This is a genomic window from Kribbella sp. NPDC031520, from assembly GCF_055580825.1.
Genome location: NZ_JBVIKS010000007.1, coordinates 47734 through 63384, shown reverse-complemented (window position 1 = coordinate 63384; position 15651 = coordinate 47734). Strand labels below are relative to the sequence as shown.

General features: G+C 68.2%; 18 protein-coding genes. 6 read left to right on the top strand and 12 right to left on the bottom strand.

Features of this window, described 5'->3' with window-relative positions:
- Nucleotides 1-51 precede the first annotated feature (51 nt).
- The 5 genes from rplI to ACZ5BU_RS32755 all read right to left on the bottom strand — a co-directional run bounded on the left by rplI (nucleotide 52) and on the right by ACZ5BU_RS32755 (nucleotide 3117).
- A complete protein-coding gene (rplI, locus tag ACZ5BU_RS32775) occupies nucleotides 52-498 on the bottom strand; it encodes a 50S ribosomal protein L9 (RefSeq protein WP_387655589.1) in 447 nt (148 codons plus the stop codon).
- 14 nt (nucleotides 499-512) lie between these two features.
- Complete coding sequence (gene rpsR / locus ACZ5BU_RS32770; RefSeq protein WP_133798335.1) at nucleotides 513-746, bottom strand: 30S ribosomal protein S18; 234 nt, start codon at nucleotides 744-746, stop codon at nucleotides 513-515.
- 75 nt (nucleotides 747-821) lie between these two features.
- Entirely contained in the window at nucleotides 822-1418 is a 597-nt protein-coding gene (locus ACZ5BU_RS32765) for a single-stranded DNA-binding protein (protein ID WP_465704327.1), read from the bottom strand.
- A gap of 92 nt (nucleotides 1419-1510) precedes the next feature.
- On the bottom strand, nucleotides 1511-1801 hold the full coding sequence (gene rpsF / locus ACZ5BU_RS32760) for a 30S ribosomal protein S6 (RefSeq protein ID WP_130386399.1): 291 nt from the start codon (nucleotides 1799-1801) through the stop codon (nucleotides 1511-1513).
- Nucleotides 1802-1998: 197 nt separating this feature from the next.
- Nucleotides 1999-3117 carry an MFS transporter gene (locus ACZ5BU_RS32755; RefSeq protein ID WP_465704326.1) on the bottom strand — a complete coding sequence of 373 codons (1119 nt, stop codon included), beginning with the start codon at nucleotides 3115-3117 and terminating at the stop codon, nucleotides 1999-2001.
- Between the two features lie 94 nt (nucleotides 3118-3211).
- On the opposite strand from ACZ5BU_RS32755, the gene ACZ5BU_RS32750 reads away from it, so the two are divergent.
- Nucleotides 3212-3712, top strand: a complete 501-nt coding sequence (locus tag ACZ5BU_RS32750; protein ID WP_465704325.1) for an Lrp/AsnC family transcriptional regulator — start codon at nucleotides 3212-3214, stop codon at nucleotides 3710-3712.
- A 31-nt stretch (nucleotides 3713-3743) separates the two neighbouring features.
- Entirely contained in the window at nucleotides 3744-4550 is an 807-nt protein-coding gene (locus tag ACZ5BU_RS32745; protein WP_465704324.1) for a deoxyribonuclease IV, read from the top strand.
- On the opposite strand, the gene ACZ5BU_RS32740 is transcribed toward ACZ5BU_RS32745, so the two are convergent.
- The 4 genes from ACZ5BU_RS32740 to ACZ5BU_RS32725 all read right to left on the bottom strand — a co-directional run bounded on the left by ACZ5BU_RS32740 (nucleotide 4540) and on the right by ACZ5BU_RS32725 (nucleotide 7703).
- Nucleotides 4540-5082 carry a hypothetical protein gene (locus tag ACZ5BU_RS32740; protein WP_465704323.1) on the bottom strand — a complete coding sequence of 181 codons (543 nt, stop codon included), beginning with the start codon at nucleotides 5080-5082 and terminating at the stop codon, nucleotides 4540-4542. The genes ACZ5BU_RS32745 and ACZ5BU_RS32740 overlap by 11 nt on opposite strands.
- Nucleotides 5083-5195: 113 nt before the next feature.
- On the bottom strand, nucleotides 5196-6404 hold the full coding sequence (locus ACZ5BU_RS32735) for an MFS transporter (protein WP_465704322.1): 1209 nt from the start codon (nucleotides 6402-6404) through the stop codon (nucleotides 5196-5198).
- A 31-nt stretch (nucleotides 6405-6435) separates the two neighbouring features.
- Nucleotides 6436-7149: an SDR family NAD(P)-dependent oxidoreductase gene (locus ACZ5BU_RS32730; protein WP_465704321.1), complete on the bottom strand. Its 714-nt coding sequence runs from the start codon at nucleotides 7147-7149 to the stop codon at nucleotides 6436-6438.
- On the bottom strand, nucleotides 7146-7703 hold the full coding sequence (locus ACZ5BU_RS32725; RefSeq protein ID WP_465704320.1) for a TetR/AcrR family transcriptional regulator: 558 nt from the start codon (nucleotides 7701-7703) through the stop codon (nucleotides 7146-7148). The genes ACZ5BU_RS32730 and ACZ5BU_RS32725 overlap by 4 nt, the downstream gene beginning before the upstream one ends.
- Nucleotides 7704-7792: 89 nt before the next feature.
- On the opposite strand from ACZ5BU_RS32725, the gene ACZ5BU_RS32720 reads away from it, so the two are divergent.
- Genes ACZ5BU_RS32720 through ACZ5BU_RS32710 form a run of 3 tightly spaced genes read left to right on the top strand, consistent with a single transcriptional unit; the run spans nucleotide 7793 to nucleotide 10685 of the window.
- Nucleotides 7793-8923, top strand: coding sequence for a lipid II:glycine glycyltransferase FemX (locus ACZ5BU_RS32720; protein ID WP_465704319.1), 1131 nt, complete (start codon nucleotides 7793-7795; stop codon nucleotides 8921-8923).
- A 4-nt stretch (nucleotides 8924-8927) separates the two neighbouring features.
- Complete coding sequence (locus ACZ5BU_RS32715) at nucleotides 8928-9929, top strand: alanine racemase (RefSeq protein ID WP_465704318.1); 1002 nt, start codon at nucleotides 8928-8930, stop codon at nucleotides 9927-9929.
- A gap of 33 nt (nucleotides 9930-9962) precedes the next feature.
- The gene (locus ACZ5BU_RS32710) at nucleotides 9963-10685 is read left to right on the top strand and encodes a methyltransferase domain-containing protein (protein ID WP_465704317.1); all 723 of its coding nucleotides are present in this window, start codon (nucleotides 9963-9965) and stop codon (nucleotides 10683-10685) included.
- A gap of 21 nt (nucleotides 10686-10706) precedes the next feature.
- Here the strand turns inward: ACZ5BU_RS32710 and ACZ5BU_RS32705 are convergent, their stop codons facing one another.
- The gene (locus tag ACZ5BU_RS32705; RefSeq protein ID WP_465704316.1) at nucleotides 10707-11861 is read right to left on the bottom strand and encodes an NAD-dependent epimerase/dehydratase family protein; all 1155 of its coding nucleotides are present in this window, start codon (nucleotides 11859-11861) and stop codon (nucleotides 10707-10709) included.
- A gap of 157 nt (nucleotides 11862-12018) precedes the next feature.
- On the opposite strand from ACZ5BU_RS32705, the gene ACZ5BU_RS32700 reads away from it, so the two are divergent.
- Complete coding sequence (locus ACZ5BU_RS32700) at nucleotides 12019-12489, top strand: GtrA family protein (RefSeq protein ID WP_465704315.1); 471 nt, start codon at nucleotides 12019-12021, stop codon at nucleotides 12487-12489.
- On the opposite strand, the gene ACZ5BU_RS32695 is transcribed toward ACZ5BU_RS32700, so the two are convergent.
- Both ACZ5BU_RS32695 and ACZ5BU_RS32690 read right to left on the bottom strand, forming a co-directional pair.
- Entirely contained in the window at nucleotides 12392-14626 is a 2235-nt protein-coding gene (locus ACZ5BU_RS32695; protein WP_465704314.1) for a glycosyltransferase, read from the bottom strand. The genes ACZ5BU_RS32700 and ACZ5BU_RS32695 overlap by 98 nt on opposite strands.
- Nucleotides 14623-15522: an NAD-dependent epimerase/dehydratase family protein gene (locus ACZ5BU_RS32690; RefSeq protein ID WP_465704313.1), complete on the bottom strand. Its 900-nt coding sequence runs from the start codon at nucleotides 15520-15522 to the stop codon at nucleotides 14623-14625. The genes ACZ5BU_RS32695 and ACZ5BU_RS32690 overlap by 4 nt, the downstream gene beginning before the upstream one ends.
- Nucleotides 15523-15651: the final 129 nt, after the last annotated feature.

The following is a 15651-nucleotide window of genomic DNA, read 5'->3' as shown; positions in this document are numbered from 1 at the left end:
AGGCCCGCGTCCCCTTGCGGGGAACGCGGGCCTTCGTGCGTTACTGCGGAATCAGCCGGCCGCGACCTCGAGGCGGACCGTGGCGGCCACCTCCGGGTGCAGCTGCACCGAGACCTGGTGCTTGCCGGTGGTCTTGATCGGCGACGCGATCGCGATCGCGCGCTTCTCGACCAGCGGGCCGCCGGCGGCCTTGATGGCACCGGCGATGTCGGCCGGGGTCACCGAACCGAACAGGCGGCCGGTGTCACCGGCCTTGACGTCCAGCTTGACGGCGAGCTGCTCGAGCTGGTTCTTGACCTCGCTCGCGTGCTCCTTGCCCTGGATCGCCCGGGCGTCCCGCGCCCGCTTGATCGTGACGATCTGCTTCTCCGCACCGCGGGTCCAGCCGATGGCCAGGCCGCGCGGGACGAGGTAGTTCCGGCCGTAGCCGTCCTTGACCTCGACGATGTCGCCGGGAGCCCCGAGGCCCTCGACCTCCTGAGACAGGATGAGCTTCATGGTCCGCGCCTCCCTCAGCGAGCGGTGCTCGTGTACGGCAGCAGGGCCACCTCACGAGCGTTCTTGATAGCGGTCGCGACATCGCGCTGGTGCTGCACGCAGTTCCCGGTCACCCGGCGGGCGCGGATCTTGCCGCGGTCCGAGATGAACTTCCGCAGCAGCGCGGTGTCCTTGTAATCGACGTACGTCGCCTTGTCCTTGCAGAAGCCGCAGATCTTCTTCTTCGGCTTCCGAATGATCTTGGCCATTGTGGTGCTCTCTTCCTATTTCCAGAGCCCGGCAGAGCTGCCGGAATGGTCACTGACTGATGAATTGCGGGCCGATCAGAACGGAGGCTCCTCCATCGAGCCGCCGCCCTGGCTGGCCCAGGGGTCGTTCTGCTGGGCGGGCTGACCGCCGCCCTGCGGGGTGGCCCAGGGGTCGTTCTGCTGGTTGCCACCACCTTGGCCGCCACCCTGGCCGCCGCCGTAGCCGCCGCCTTGGTTGCCGCCACCCTGGTAACCACCGCCACCCTGGTTGCCGCCACCACCGAAGCCACCGCCGCCACCGTCGGAGCGCGAGGTCTTGGAGATCTTCAGCGTCGCGTACCGCATGCTGGCGCCGATCTCCTCGACGTCACACTCGAAGACGGTGCGCTTGTTCCCGTCGCGGTCGTCGTAGCTGCGCGCCTTGAGGCGCCCGTGCACGACGACCCGGGAACCGCGGGTGAGTGACTCGGCAACGTTCTCGGCGACCTGCCGCCACACCGAACACGAGATGAAGAGGGTCTCCCCGTCCTTCCACTCGTTGCTCTGCCGATCCAGCGTCCGCGGGGTCGACGCGATGGTGAAATTCGCCACCGCGGCCCCGGAGGGCGTGAAGCGCAGTTCGGGATCACCCGTGAGGTTTCCGATCAGGGTGATGGGTGGTTCGCCTGCCATTGCCGTTCCTCCTGCTTTCGGGTGTGGCTGTGTCTACAGCTATTGGTATCGGCTGGAGCCGACAGTACCGATGGCTGCTGACGACCCCAGGGTCAGTGCTGGTCCGGCCGGATGACCTTGGTGCGCAGGATCGACTCATTCAGCGTGAGCTGACGGTCGAGTTCCTTCACGACCGCCGGCTCGGCGGTCAGGTCGACGACGGCATAGATGCCTTCGGACTTCTTCTTCACGTCATAGGCAAGCTTCCGACGACCCCAGATGTCGAGCTTCTCGACCGTGCCACCTTCCTTGCGGACGATGTTCAGGTACTGGTCGATGGACGGCTCCACGGTGCGCTCATCGAGCTCCGGGTCGAGGATCACCATGACTTCGTAACGACGCATGCGCGAACTCCACCTCCTTCGGACTTGGCGGCCACGGTCTCTCCGTGGCAGGAGGGCGATGCGGTCTGCTGCACGCCGGCTCTTGCCGCCGGCGCCAAGCAACGAGCCCGGTCGATGGACCGGGCCACAACCAAAAGAGTACCAGCGTTCGGACGCCCTCTTGAACATATCCACAGGCCTGTTCCGGTGACTCTGCGTCAGATCGTCACCACAACGTGTTCGCGTCGACGGAGTACCACCACCAGGAGCGGTACGGCGAGGACGAGCGAGACCGCAGCCAGTACGGGGAAACCGCCGAGCGTGAACAGCCAGGGTGAGGCTGCGGTAGCGACTGCGGACACGGCCCAGATCGACGACTCGACCCGACTCTCCACGGCGGCCGAGCCGAGCTGCGCGCTGCCGCCGAGGTAGCACAGGTTCCAGGCGTAGCCGAGCAGGAAGAGCGCCGGGGTGAAGACAGTGCCGGTCCGCGTGACCAGTACGGCGGCGAGGAGCAGGCCGGCGAGTCCGGCGAGCGTCACGATCCGTGGGCCGCAGCGGTCGATCAGCCAGCCGGTCAACGGCGACAGCGCGAACATCCCCAGGGTGTGGGCAGAGAGCATCACGCCGAGGACACCGAGCCCACTGTGGTGGAGGTGGGTGTGGATAGGCACGGCTGTCATCACGGAGACCATCACCAGCTGGCCGACGATCATTACTCCGGCCGCCAGGCGCACAGGCTGTCTGTTGGAGTCCTCGCGTACCTGTGGTGCGGCAGTGGTTCTGGTACGGCGGATGTACGTCGACGCGACCAGTGCGGAGAAGACCGCCGCCAGTGCGAGCAAGAACGGTCCCGCGATCGCAGGTAGGCCGGCGCTAGCGGCGGTGGCCTGAGAGGGAGCCATGAGGAACGGGCCGCCCGCGGCGCCCAGTGTGCTTGCCCAGACGACTTTGCTCATGGCTCTGGAGCGTCGTACGGGCGGTACCGCGTCGGCTGCGGCGTAGCGGGAAAGGAGGCTTGCTGCGTTGCCTACACCCAGCAGGAACATGCCGACGAAGAGCAGGGCGACCGGGGCGCCGACAGCGGCGAGGACGGTGAACGCCCCGCCGGCTACGCCAACGCCGTACCCGGTCTTGAGAGCCTGTGCGCGGCTGAGGCGGGCTGTCCAGCGGCCGACGAGCACTGCGCCGGCGGCGGTGCCCAGTACTCCTGCTGTGTTGGGGAGGCCGGCCAGCGCCGGACCGAGGTCGTCGGCGATCAGGATCGCGCTGACTGCGCTGGCGGCGACCATCGCGGCGTTCATCAGGGCGGCGGCCAGAACGACGGGGATCAGCATGTGCACAACGCTAGAAAGCCGCGGCGGCCCGTTGAATGCAGAACTGAAGGTCTAGGGCCTTGTGGAGGAGCGATCTGAAAGGTGTTCTGGACACATGACCTTTCAGGAGCGTGAACTCGACTCCACCGACTGGCAGATCCTGGCAGAGCTGCAGAACGACGGCCGCCTCTCCTTCAACCAGCTGGGCAAGCGGGTGAACCTCTCCCCACCCGCCGTCGCCGATCGGGTACGGCGCCTCGAAGAGGCCGGCGTCATCACCGGCTACCGCGCCGAGATCGACCCGGCCCGCGCGGGTCAACCGCTGTCGGCGTTCGTCCAGATGCGCTGCACGACGGGCCGCTGCCTGCTCAAGACCACCCGCGCCGAGGACTTCCCCGAGGTCCTGGAGATCCACAAACTCAGCGGCAACTCCTGCTCGATGCTGCGGGTTCGGGTGACGTCGATGCGGCATCTGGAGGGCCTGTTCGAACGCCTCGGTGAGCACGGCGAAATGAACACCCACATCGTGTTGTCCACAGAGTTCGAAGGACGCCCTGTCCGACCGCCCGTCCCGGACCAGCGCCAGGTCACCCGGTCCGCCGGCTGGGGTTCGTGAACTGTCGGCGGGCGGTTCTAGGGTGGTGGGTATGACTGTGAAGCTTGGTGCGCATGTGGACCAGGAAGACCCGTTGGCGGAGGCCGCTGATCGGGGTGCCGATCTGGTGCAGTTCTTCCTGGGGAATCCGCAGGACTACAAGGCGCCCAAGCTTGCATACGCGGACGGCGAGGCCGCGCTGAAGGAGCGGGCGGCCGCGGCAGGCGTGGACCTGTATGTGCATGCTCCGTACCGGCTGAACGTGGCGAACACGAACAACCGGATCCGGATCCCGAGCCGGAAGCTGCTGCAGCAGACGCTCGACAAGGCGGCCGAGATCGACGTCAAGGGCGTGATCGTGCACGGCGGGCACGTCGGCGACGAGGACGACCCGGAGGCCGGGTTCGACAACTGGCGCAAGTGCATCGAGCGGGCCGAGCTCCCGGTGCCGTTGCTGATCGAGAACACCGCCGGCGGGGAGAACGCGATGGCCCGCCAGCTGGACCGGATCGCGCGGCTCTGGGAGGCGGTGCAGGCGTCCGGCAACGACCGCCTGGAGAACGTCGGCTTCTGCCTGGACACGTGCCACTTCCACGCGGCCGGCGAGGACCTGCCGACGATCGTCGAGCGGGTGCTGGCGATCACCGGCCGGATCGACCTGGTGCACGCGAACGGTTCCCGCGACGAGTTCGGCTCCGGCGCGGACCGGCACAGCAACTTCGAAGAGGGCCACATCGACCCGGCCGAGATCGTGGCGGTCGTCGAGGCGGCCGGCGCCCCGGTCGTCGTCGAGACCCCGAACGCGGACAACGGCCAGAAGGCCGATCTCGATTACCTCCGGGCGCACCTCACGTCGTAGGGGTCGAGTCCGCCGGCGGCTTCATGCCGTAGATCCAGTACGTCAGGGCCCACGGGAGCAGCAGCGAGAGGGCCGACTGGTTGTCGGTCGGTACGACGAGACCGCAGACCACCGCGACCACGATGACCACGGTGCTGGCTTGGAACAGGTCGACCGCGCCGAACAGGCGGGTGCGCAGGGTGACTTTGTCGCGCGCAAAGCCGACGTACAGCGCGATCAGGGCGAGGACGCAGACGACGACCACGATCGCGCCGAGCCAGGCGAGGCCGGTGAACTTCGCGTCGTTCTGCACCATGCCGGAAACCACGAACCCGCCGGCCAGCAGCGTGAGCCAGGCGCAGGACCACTCGAACGCCCGGACCGTCCGCCGGGCCCGCTCGGCCGGATCCTCCTCGGGCTCCTTCTTCAACTCGCCCTTCGAGTCCGCAGCGTCCGCAGAACTCGCAGAGTCCGCAGAAGGCTTGGAGACCGTCGGGTCCGTCGGGTCCTCGGGTCCGGCGGCCGGGGCGGGCTCGGAGTCTGACTGCGCCATGGCAGTGACGGTAGCGCAGAATGAGGCTAGGCAGCCGTCCGCCGGGAACTGCTCGACGAGCGGGGCGCCCCGGCTGATGGGTCCCCTGACCTGGCGCGGCGTCGGCCCGGTTGTCAGGCCGGCTCAGGCACCGCGGCTGGTTCAGCCGCCTTCCACGGCAGGAGTACGGCGCTCAGCGTGCAGCAGATGCCCGCGACCCACAGCGCGCCGCGCATCCCGACCACCGTGGCGAGTACGCCGCCGAGCGCCATGAACGCCGGCTGCACGCAGCGCGAACTGATCGACCACGACCCGACGACGCGCGCCATGTACCCGTCCTCGGTGACCTCCATCCGGTACGTCGTGAACGACGGGTTGAACGCCCCCGCGCCGACGAGCAGCGCCGTCTCGGCGGCGGTGATCAGTACGAAACCGCCCCACCCGTGCGGTGCGAGCGGGAACAGCAACAACCAGGGAGCCCGCAGTACGCCGAACACGCGCAACATCCACGGCAGTCCGTACCGCTTGGTCAGCCGCGGCGCCATCCGCGCGCCGACCACCCCGCCGATGCACGAGATGCCGAGCATCACGCCGTAGCTCCACGGCGCGAGACCGAGGTCGCGCAACATGAACACGGCCAGCAGCGGCGAGGTCATCATCACCGGACCGCCGAACAGCTGCGAGTTCCAGAACAGTACGCGCAGACCGCGGTGCCGCAGGATGTACCGCCAGCCGGCGGTGATGTCGCGCTTGCCCTCGCGCTTGACCGGCTCCGGCTCGGGCTGCTGGATCCGCCGGATGCCGAGCGCGGATCCGAGGAACGAGACCGCGTCGACCGCCAGCGTCACGGTCGCCCCGACGAGACTCACCAATGCGCCGCCGATCGCGGGGCCTACGGTCAACGACACCCAGTTCGTCTGTTCGAAGCGGCTGTTCGCCTCGGCCCGGTCCGCCGCCGGGACGAGCGCCTTCAGATGCGCGCCACTCGCGGCCTGGAACGCGATCGTCCCCGCCGCCTGCAGCACGCCCGCGACGCAGAGGTGCGCGTAGGTCAGTACGCCGAACGCGGCCGCGACCGGCACCGACGCCAGCGCGACGAACCGGATCAGGTCCGACGCGATCATCACCGGCCGCTTGTGCCGCTGCTCGATGAAGTCACCCATCGGCAACGCGAGCGCACCGCCCGCCAGCGCGGAGAACGCGGCGAGCATCGAGACCTGCAGGGTCGTGGAGTCCAGGGCGAGTACGGCGACCAACGGCAACGCGCCGAGTCCCACCGCCGATCCGAACGCACTGACCGTGAACGCCAACCACAACCGACGGAAGTCTCGACCCAAAGACATCCCGCGATGGTATGAGCGAGCACCGACAGAATCAGCGCAGGTTCAGGCCGCCGTCGAGCAGGATCACCTCACCGGTCAGGTACGAGTTGTGGACAACTGCCGAGATCAGGTCGGCGACATCCGCAGGTTGCGCCGCGCGGCGCATCGGACTCGAGGTTTTCCACAGGTTCTGCGCCTCGGTCCACGATTCGGTCAGCGGCGTGTCGACGAGGCCGGGAGCGACCGCATTGACCCGCACCGACGGTCCGAGCGCGGCGGCGAGGAGCTTCGTGACGTGGTTCAGTGCCGCCTTCGACGCGGCGTACGCGATCGAGCTGCCCTTCGGCCGGACACCGGCGTGGCTCGTCACGTTCACGATGCAGCCGTCGGCCTCACGCAACGCGGGCAGCGCTGCGGTGCAAAGGAGCCACGGCGCGATCAGGTTCACGTCGAGCAGCTGCCGCCAGTCGGACGCGGTCAGCGCGTCCAGGTCCGCGTGCGGCACCGGCCAGCTGATGCCCGCGTTGTTCACGAGTACGTCGAGACGCCCGTGTGCGGCCAGCACCTCCGGTACCAGTGCCGCGGCGGATTCGTCGTCGGCGAGATCGGCCTGGTGGTACGACCCGCCGAGTTCGGCGGCGAGCGCAACGCCAGCATCCTGCGTCGAACGCGAGTGCACCGCGACGGTCATCCCGTCCGCGGCGAGTCGCCGTACGGTCGCCGCTCCGATCCCCGAGGTCGATCCGGTCACCAGCGCGACCTTCATACGCCGTACCGGAGGCCGTCGAGGAGGAGGTTGAGCAGGCGGTCGGCCTGTTCACGCTTGGAGCCGGTCGCCAGCGCGACTCCGCAGAGGCCGGCGAGCAGGTCGTCGGCGGAGGTGTCGGCGCGGATCTCTCCGGCCGCGGCGGCCGCGGCCAGCAGCGGCTTGATCGCGCCGGTCAGCAGCTCGAGGCTCTGCGCGTACGGGTTTGCGCCGGAGGCGATCACGGCGCGGAGCGCGTCGGCCATGCCGAGCTTGCGGGCCATGTAGTCGACGTACCGATCCATCCACGCCCGCAGCGCCTCGAGCGGTGGCAGCCGGTCGAGCAGCTCCGGCGCGGCGTCACAGACGGCGGCCAGCTCACTGCGGTACGCCGCCTCGATCAGCAGCTCGCGCGTCGGGAAGTGCCGGTAGAGCGTCCCGATGCCGACGCCGGCGTCCTTCGCGATCCCCTCCAGCGTCGCCTCCAGCCCGCACCGCGAGAACGCCAGCGCCGCGGCGGCCAGGATCTGCTCGCGGTTGCGCTGGGCGTCGGCCCGCAGCGGACGTCCGGTCATTCTTCCCTCCCTGCCATGAACCTACCGTGTTTGATCACAGCACCCGCTCGGCTACGGTTCCCGCGGCCGGGCCGGTAGCCTGACCCACCGTGAGTGACTTGAGCATCCGGACCATCACCACCGACGAGCACGCCGCGTACATTGCGGCGCAGCCGGCGGCGAGCTTCCTGCAGACCCCCGGCTGGGCCGCGGTGAAGAGCGAGTGGAAAGCGGAGTCACTCGGCTGGTACGAACCGGGCACGCCCGGCGAGCTGGTCGGCGTCGGTCTGGTGCTCTACCGGCAGATGCCGAAGGTGAAGCGCTACCTCGCGTACCTGCCGGAAGGCCCGGTGATCAACTGGGACGCGATCGACCTCGGCAGCTACCTGCGTCCGCTGGCCGGGCACCTGGCCGAGCGCGGCGCGTTCGGGATCCGGATGGGTCCGCCGGTGGCGACCCGGCGGTGGGGCGCGCAGACGATCAAGGACGCGATCGCCGGCGGGCAGCAACCGCGGCTCGGCGACGTCCGCCCGGACGTGATCGAGCCGTCCGGCGCGACCGTCGCCGACCAGCTCCGCAAGCTCGGCTGGAAGCCGCCGCGGATCGCGGAGGGTTTCGCGGCCGGTCAGCCGCAGTACGTCTTCCAGGTGCCGCTGGCCGGCCGTACCGAGGACGACCTGCTGAAGGGCATGAACCAGCTCTGGCGGCGGAACATCAAGAAGGCCGCGAAGGCCGGCGTCGAGGTGACGCAGGGCGGGCCCGAGGACATCAAGGCATTCCACGGGCTGTATGTCGAGACCGCCGAGCGCGACCACTTCACGCCGCGACCGCTGCCGTACTTCGAGAAGATGTACGCCGCGATGGCGAACCAGCCGGCCGATTGCTGTGACTTCCGGATCTACAACGCCCACCACGAGGGCGACCTGGTCGCGTCGACGATCTGGGTCCGGGTCGGCGGTCACTCCTGGTACTCCTACGGTGCCAGCTCGACCGCCAAGCGGGACGTGCGCGGATCGAACGCGATCCAGTGGCGCATGATGACGGACGCACTCGCGGCGGGCGCGTCCGTGTACGACCTACGGGGCATCACCGACACCTTGGACCCGAACGACCCGCACGTCGGGTTGATCCAGTTCAAGACCGGTACCGGCGGCGAGGCCGTCGAGTACGTCGGTGAGTGGGATCTGCCGTTGAACAAGGCGCTCTACACCGCATTCGACCTCTACATGAGACGGCGTTGACACCATGCCCCTAGTCCTGCACGTCGATTCCGATCGATGGCGTGATCACCTGCGTTCCACCTGGAGCCCCGACATCGTTCCGGTTGCCAAGGGCAACGGGTACGGGTTCGGCAACCACCGGTTGTTCGCGGAGTCCCGCGCGCTCGGCGCCCGGACGATCGCGGTCGGCACGTACTTCGAGGTCCCCGCGGAGCCGCGCGAGGACGTCGTGGTGCTGTCGCCGTGGCGGCCGTTCCTGGAGATGCCGAAGAGCCAGAACGTGATCCACACGGTCAGCCGGCTGGCCGACCTGGTCTCGATCCCGGCCGGCAGCCGGGTGCTGATCGAGGTGATGACCTCGATGCGCCGGCACGGTATCGGCGCCCGCGAACTGCGGCACACGATGCTGCTGAACGCGCTCGACCGGATCCGCTTCGAGGGCTGGTCGCTGCACTTCCCGATGGGCGCGGGCGGTACGTCGGCCAACCTCCGCGAGGCGCAGCAGCTGGCCAAGGCGGCCCTCGACGTACGGAAGAAGACGTTGTGGGTGTCGCACGTACCGGCGCAGAAGCTGGCCGACATCGGCGACGACGTGAAACTCCGGATGGGTACCGGCCTCTGGCTCGGCGACCGCGGCGCGCTCTCGGTGAAGGCGACCGTCCTCGACGTGCATTCGGTACGGCGCGGTGAGCGCGTCGGGTACCGCCAGCGCCGGGTGAGCGGCGACGGGCACATCATCATCGTCTCCGGTGGTACGGCGCACGGCGTCGGGCTGGAGGCCCCCACCGGCGCGGCGACCGTCCGGCAGCGGGCGATCGCGATGGCCAAGGGCAGCCTGGACGCGGCCGGCCTGGCGTTGTCGCCGTTCAGCATCGAGGGCAAGCAGCGCTGGTTCGCGGAGCCACCGCACATGCAGGCCAGCATGCTGTTCCTGCCGTCCGCGGTGGCCCCGCCGGCGGTCGGCGACGAGGTCGACCTCGACGTCCGCTACACGACCACCACGTTCGACAAGGTGTCGATGGATTGACTTAAGGTCCACGTGAAGTTGCAGCGTGGACTCATGAGCTTTCTGGAGCGGATCGAAGAGCGGTCCGGTGCGGCTGAGGTGCGGGCGGCGTCGTACCGGATGCTGGGGCTGAAACGCGGCGCGACCTGCGTCGACGTCGGCTGCGGTGCGGGTCACGCGGTGGCTGAGCTCGCGCGTAAGGGCCTGAAGATGACGGGGATCGACGCCGATCCGGATGCGGTCGCGGCGGCCCGGGAGCGCACGCCCGGGGCGATGTTTCACGTGGCACATTCCGACGACCTGCCGCTCGAGGCCGGGTCGATGGACGGGTACCGCGCTCTGCGGCTGTTCCACTTGCTCGAGGATCCGGTCCCGACGATCGGCGAAGCCCGTCGGGTACTGCGGCCCGGCGGGCGGATCGTGGTCGGCGGGCAGGACTACGGATTCCTGCTGATCGACAGCTCCGACCAGGACCTGACCGATGTGATCTGCCTCGGACTGGAGTCGCGGACGGTATCGCCGCGCGCAACCCGGACCCTGCGCGACGTGCTCCTCGACGCCGGCTTCCAGTACGTCGAGGTCGCCGTACACACCGAGGTCGTCACCGAGCACGCGCAGCTGGCGCCGCAGCTGAAGGCTGCCGCACGCGCGGCGGTCGAGAAGGCGCTGATCACGCAGGAGGACGCGGACAGCTGGCTCGCGGAGCAGGCCCGCCGGGGACGGCGCGATCGGTTCCTGGCCGTCGTACCGACGTTGCTCGTCGGAGCCCACCGCTGACGGGTGGGCTCCGACCGAGACCTACTGCTTGAGGTGGCCCTTCCAGCGGACCGTCGGAAGCAGGGCGGCCGGGTCGACGCGGTCCTTGTTCGCGGACACGATGTCGAACATCGACTCGATCAGGGTCTCCGACAGCAAGTGCGGCTGGAGGCCGAGGCCGACGAGGCCCGTGTGCTTCACGTTGTAGTAGTGCTCCGCCTGCTCGACGCGCGGGTTCTCCAGGTGCTCGACCTGGACCGGGCCCGGGAAGCACTCCGCGACCAGCTCGGCGAGCTGCGCCACCGAGTAGCTCTCGGTCATCTGGTTGAAGACCCGGAACTCGCCGGCGTCCGCCGGGTTCTCCACCGCGAGCCGGATGCACTCGACGGTGTCCCGGATGTCCAGGAAGCCGCGCGTCTGACCGCCGGCGCCGTACACCGTGAGCGGCTCGCCGAGGACGGCCTGGATGCAGAACCGGTTGAGCACGGTGCCGAACACGGCGTCGTAGTCGAACCGCGTCGCCAGCCGCGCGTCCTGCACGGTCTGGTCGGTCTGCTGGCCGTAGACGACACCCTGGTTGAGATCGGTGACCCGCATGCCCCAGATCCGGCAGCCGAACTCGAGGTTGTGCGAGTCGTGCACCTTGCTGAGGTGGTAGAACGAGCCCGGCTTCTTCGGGTAGAGCATCCGGTCCTTGCGGCCGTTGTGCTCGACCTCCAGCCAGCCTTCCTCGATGTCGATGTTCGGCGTCCCGTACTCACCCATCGTGCCGAGCTTGACCAGATGGATGTCCGGGTTGGTCTCGGCGATCGCGTACATCAGGTTCAGCGTGCCGACCACGTTGTTGTGCTGCGTGTACACAGCGTGTTCGCGGTCGATCATCGAGTACGGCGCGGCGCGCTGCTCGGCGAAGTGCACGATCGCGTCCGGTGCGAACTCCTGCAGCACCCGGTACACGAAATCGGCGTCGAGCAGGTCACCGACGTACGCCGGAACGGTCTTGCCGGAGACCTCCTTCCAGGCCTGCACCCGGGACTCGAGATCCTCGATCGGGACCAGACTCTGGACACCCAGCTCGCGGTCGTAACCACGCCGGGCCATGTTGTCGAGCACGGCCGTGTCATGGCCGCGATCGGAGAGGTGCAGAGCAGTCGGCCACCCCAGGTAGCCGTCACCGCCCAGGACGAGTACGCGCACGGCTCGGCCGCCTTCCGGTCGGGAAACGTCGTCAGGGTCCTTCATATCCCGAGTACCCGCTCCAGTAACGTGATCTGCCAGACATGTTCGCTGGCAATAGGCTGAAAATTTCCTGCCGCCTGCCGCGCACTGGTGCGGAGGTGCAGAATAGGCCCCGATGCGCGCCCTCACCAAGCTCAGACCTCGTTCCGGCCGATTGTTGCTGTGGGCGAGGTACTCGGCATCCTCCGTGGTCGCCACCGTGGTCAGCCAGGTGGCGTTCGCCCTGTGTTACTGGTTCGGTACGCCGGCGCTGGTCGCGACCCTGGTCGCCTGGCTGGCCGGCGCGATCCCGAACTACACGCTGAACCGGCGCTACACCTGGGGCCGCAGCGGCCAGAAGTTGCCGTACACAATCATCGTGGTCGGTTCCGCGGTCACCGCCGCGCTCGTCACCTCGCTGACCGATCACCTGGTGCAGCCGATCGAGTCCCACGCGTGGAAGACACTCCTGGTGACCGGTTCGTACCTCGGTACCTACGCGGTGCTGTTCATCGCGAAGTTCGTGCTGTTCGATCGGCTGGTGTTCGCCAAGCCTGTCCCCGACGGTGTCGACGCGGCCGAAGCACGTACTCCCGTAGCCACGTAGTCGTCATCACCCGCCCGTAGTTCGCGCCGTACACGATCCCCGGGCCCTTCTTGCTGCTCCCGTCGCCGCGACGGCGCATCGTCATCGGCAGCTCGACCACCCGCGCGCCGAGCGCGAGCGCACCGAGCAACAGCTCCGACGACTGGTACTGCGGCTCGCGCAGCGTCACCGCCGTGACCAGGTCCGCCCGCATCGCGCGGAACCCGAACGACGTGTCGGTGAGCTTCTTCCGGGTCAGGATCGACGCGAGTACGGCGAACACCCGGACGCCGACCCAGCGCAGCCGGCTGTCCGCGTCCTCCGCTCCGAGGCGGCGGGACCCGGTGACGAAGTCGGCCCGATCGAGCAGGATCGGCTCGAGCAGTACCTCGAGCTCGTCGTTGTCGTACTGCCCGTCGGCGTCGGTGGTCACGACGTACTGCGCTCCGCCTGCGGCGGCCAGGTGGTACCCGAGGCGGAGCGCGGCGCCCTGACCGCGATTGCTCGGGGCAACGCAGACGTGCGCTCCGTTCGTACGGGCGATCTCCGCGGTGTCGTCGGTGGCGCCGTCGGCCACGACCAGGACGTCGACAGGCATGCCGGCGCACGTCTTGGGCATGTTCTTGAGAACCGGCCCGATGCCGGCAGCCTCGTTGTACGCCGCGATGACGACGACGATCGGTGCGAAGCTCTCTTGGCGCATGTTCTTTGCTGCTGCGGTATCCACGGCGTCCGGATAGTCGGCCATCGCCGGTCGTGCCTGGTCCTTGCCGAGGATCGCCCGCAGGCCTATGACACCGGCCAGCGGGAAGAAGATCAGCCCCGGCAGTTGGTAGCGCCAGGAGAACTCGAACGCGGCTGAACCGAGTAGAAGGATCACCCCGGCTGCTGCAGGCAGTAGCGCGGCCGAGCGGAGTCCTGAGGTCTTGGCGCGTCCTAGCCCGGCTACAGCAGCGAGAGCGATCAACAGGCACAGCCCGAGGAGGGTGCCGGACGTGTAGCCGCCGTGCAGCTGGTAGGCGCGAAGGATGACCGCAGGTACGTGGGAGACGTGCGGCTCGGCCCCTCCCCATTTCACTGCGGCCTTGGCCGTGTTGGGGTCCTTGAGGTTCGGGTAGACCAACTGGAACTGCCAGCGGTCCAGTGGTACGTCGTTGGGCGAGCTGGTCCTGGTCGGCGCGAAGCCTTTCGCGAAGTCCTTCAGCGCGGCCCAGGTCACGTCCAGCGGCTGGTGCGTGATGACGAGATGCGCGAACTCCGTCGCCAGCTGGCGTTTCGTCGTACCGGGCGGCAACGGGCCCGGCCAGTTCGGGTCGCCGTAGTGGTTGTGGGCGTACTTGTCCACGCCTAGGCGCTGCCCCAGCGGTTCCTTCGGGCAGAACAGGCGCGTGCCCTCGTCGAGCGGGAGCTTGTCGCAGTTCGCGACCGTGGCGGTCCGTCCGTACAGGACCTGGTTCTCGGCGCCGGTGAAGCCCCAGCGGCCGGTGTCGATCCGGTAGTACCCGCCGTACGCCGCGAACACGATCGCGAATCCGGCGATGGCGGCAGCGGTACGGCGTACCACGTCTGTGCGGCGTTTACGCCAGGCGTTGCCGACGACGATCAGGTAGAGCACGACGGCGATCAGAAGCACCATGCCGATCGCGCGGACGGCGAAGGCGGCGCCGATCAGTACGCCGACGATCGCCGCCCGGCGCCAGCCTGGTACGCCCTTTGCCAACAGGAGCCAGAGGATCGCGACCAGGATCACGTCGAACGTGGTCTCGGCCATGATGTTCTGCTCGATCTGCACCTGGTACGCGTCGAGCAGGATCGGCGCGGCGGCCACCGCGGACAACCAGCGGTAGACGGTCAGCTTGCGGGCGAGTGCGTAGATCGCGACACCGAGGCCGAGGCCTACCAGGTGCTGGACGATGACGACGAGTTTGAGGCCGCCCAGCCAGACCAGTGGACCGAGTACGAAGTCGTAGCCGATCGGGTTGAGCTGGTCGGGGCTCAGCTTGTCCATGTTCGTCAGGTACTGCACGGAGTCCGTGTAGACGATCGCCGGCGTGTAGGCGACGGTCGCAAGCACCCGTAGTACCAAGCCGAGTGTGAGGAAGACGAAGAGCAGCCAGTGCTTCCTTACTGCTGCTTTCAGCAGCTGTTGCTTCCTCACTGCGTTCGGAAGTACTGCCACGTCCGGCCCAGACCCTCTTCCAAGGAAACAGTTGGCTGGTAACCGAGATCGTTGGTGATGTCCACGACCACGGCCGGCATCTCACCAGCAGGCGCCTCGATGTGCTCGGCCGGCACCGGGCATCCGGTCACCGTCCGCACCGTCTCGATCATCTCCAGCACAGACACCGAGCGGCCGGACCCAATGATCGCGCGCCCGTCGTACTTGCTGTCGAGCGCCAGCAGCACACCGCTCACCACGTCGTCGATGTACACGAGATCGCGCCGCTGCTTGCCGTCGCCGTACACCCGCACCCCGGTCCCACTCAGCGCGGCCCGCATCATCCGCGGCACGAAGCTGTCCTTGTGCGACATGCCCGGTCCGTACACGTTCGTGAACCGCAGGGCGGCAGTCGCCATCCCGTAGCTCCCCGAGTACGCCGAGAGCAACATCTCGCACGCCGCCTTGGTCGCCCCGTACGGCGTCAACGGCCGCAGCGGAAGGTTCGCGTTGATGGTCGACGTACCGACATTGCCGACGACCGCGTTCGTAGAGGCGAGCACGAACCGATCCACGCCACTACCCCGTGACAACTCCAGCAGAACCTGCGTGATCGTCACGTTCTGCGCGAACGTCTGCATCGGCGCGTCCACCGACCGCAGTACCGAGGTCAACGCCGCCAGATGCACCACCGCAGTCGGCCGCGTCTCGAACGCCGCCACACAGGTCTCCTGCTCCGCAAGATCTCCCGTCACCACGTGCACCCCGTCATCCCACGACGAGTCCGCCGGCTCCCGATCCACCGCAGTAACCGGCACGCCACGCTGGCGTAGAGCAGCCACCACGGCCCGCCCGATAAACCCAGAGGCCCCGGTGACCAACACACGATCGTCCATGGCTTCAACCTACCGCCGGGGTGTCGGTCCACCATCATGGGTCGACAGTGCGCTACGAACTATTGACGGGGGGTTACGAAGCTGGGCAGGATCACCCCCGGGCGCGGGCTGACAACCTTGTCATCGGGG

Excerpts from the sequence above, each read along its gene's own strand:
- ACZ5BU_RS32715 (WP_465704318.1), top strand. The coding sequence starts at position 8,928 with ATGCCCCTAGTCCTGCACGTCGATTCCGATCGATGGCGTGATCACCTG.
- ACZ5BU_RS32735 (WP_465704322.1), bottom strand. The coding sequence starts at position 6,404 with ATGTCTTTGGGTCGAGACTTCCGTCGGTTGTGGTTGGCGTTCACGGTC.
- rpsR (WP_133798335.1), bottom strand. The coding sequence starts at position 746 with ATGGCCAAGATCATTCGGAAGCCGAAGAAGAAGATCTGCGGCTTCTGC.
- ACZ5BU_RS32750 (WP_465704325.1), top strand. The coding sequence starts at position 3,212 with ATGACCTTTCAGGAGCGTGAACTCGACTCCACCGACTGGCAGATCCTG.
- ACZ5BU_RS32765 (WP_465704327.1), bottom strand. The coding sequence starts at position 1,418 with ATGGCAGGCGAACCACCCATCACCCTGATCGGAAACCTCACGGGTGAT.
- ACZ5BU_RS32700 (WP_465704315.1), top strand. The coding sequence starts at position 12,019 with ATGCGCGCCCTCACCAAGCTCAGACCTCGTTCCGGCCGATTGTTGCTG.
- ACZ5BU_RS32740 (WP_465704323.1), bottom strand. The coding sequence starts at position 5,082 with ATGGCGCAGTCAGACTCCGAGCCCGCCCCGGCCGCCGGACCCGAGGAC.
- ACZ5BU_RS32710 (WP_465704317.1), top strand. The coding sequence starts at position 9,963 with ATGAGCTTTCTGGAGCGGATCGAAGAGCGGTCCGGTGCGGCTGAGGTG.
- ACZ5BU_RS32745 (WP_465704324.1), top strand. The coding sequence starts at position 3,744 with ATGACTGTGAAGCTTGGTGCGCATGTGGACCAGGAAGACCCGTTGGCG.
- rplI (WP_387655589.1), bottom strand. The coding sequence starts at position 498 with ATGAAGCTCATCCTGTCTCAGGAGGTCGAGGGCCTCGGGGCTCCCGGC.
- ACZ5BU_RS32690 (WP_465704313.1), bottom strand. The coding sequence starts at position 15,522 with ATGGACGATCGTGTGTTGGTCACCGGGGCCTCTGGGTTTATCGGGCGG.
- ACZ5BU_RS32730 (WP_465704321.1), bottom strand. The coding sequence starts at position 7,149 with ATGAAGGTCGCGCTGGTGACCGGATCGACCTCGGGGATCGGAGCGGCG.
- ACZ5BU_RS32755 (WP_465704326.1), bottom strand. The coding sequence starts at position 3,117 with ATGCTGATCCCCGTCGTTCTGGCCGCCGCCCTGATGAACGCCGCGATG.
- ACZ5BU_RS32725 (WP_465704320.1), bottom strand. The coding sequence starts at position 7,703 with ATGACCGGACGTCCGCTGCGGGCCGACGCCCAGCGCAACCGCGAGCAG.
- rpsF (WP_130386399.1), bottom strand. The coding sequence starts at position 1,801 with ATGCGTCGTTACGAAGTCATGGTGATCCTCGACCCGGAGCTCGATGAG.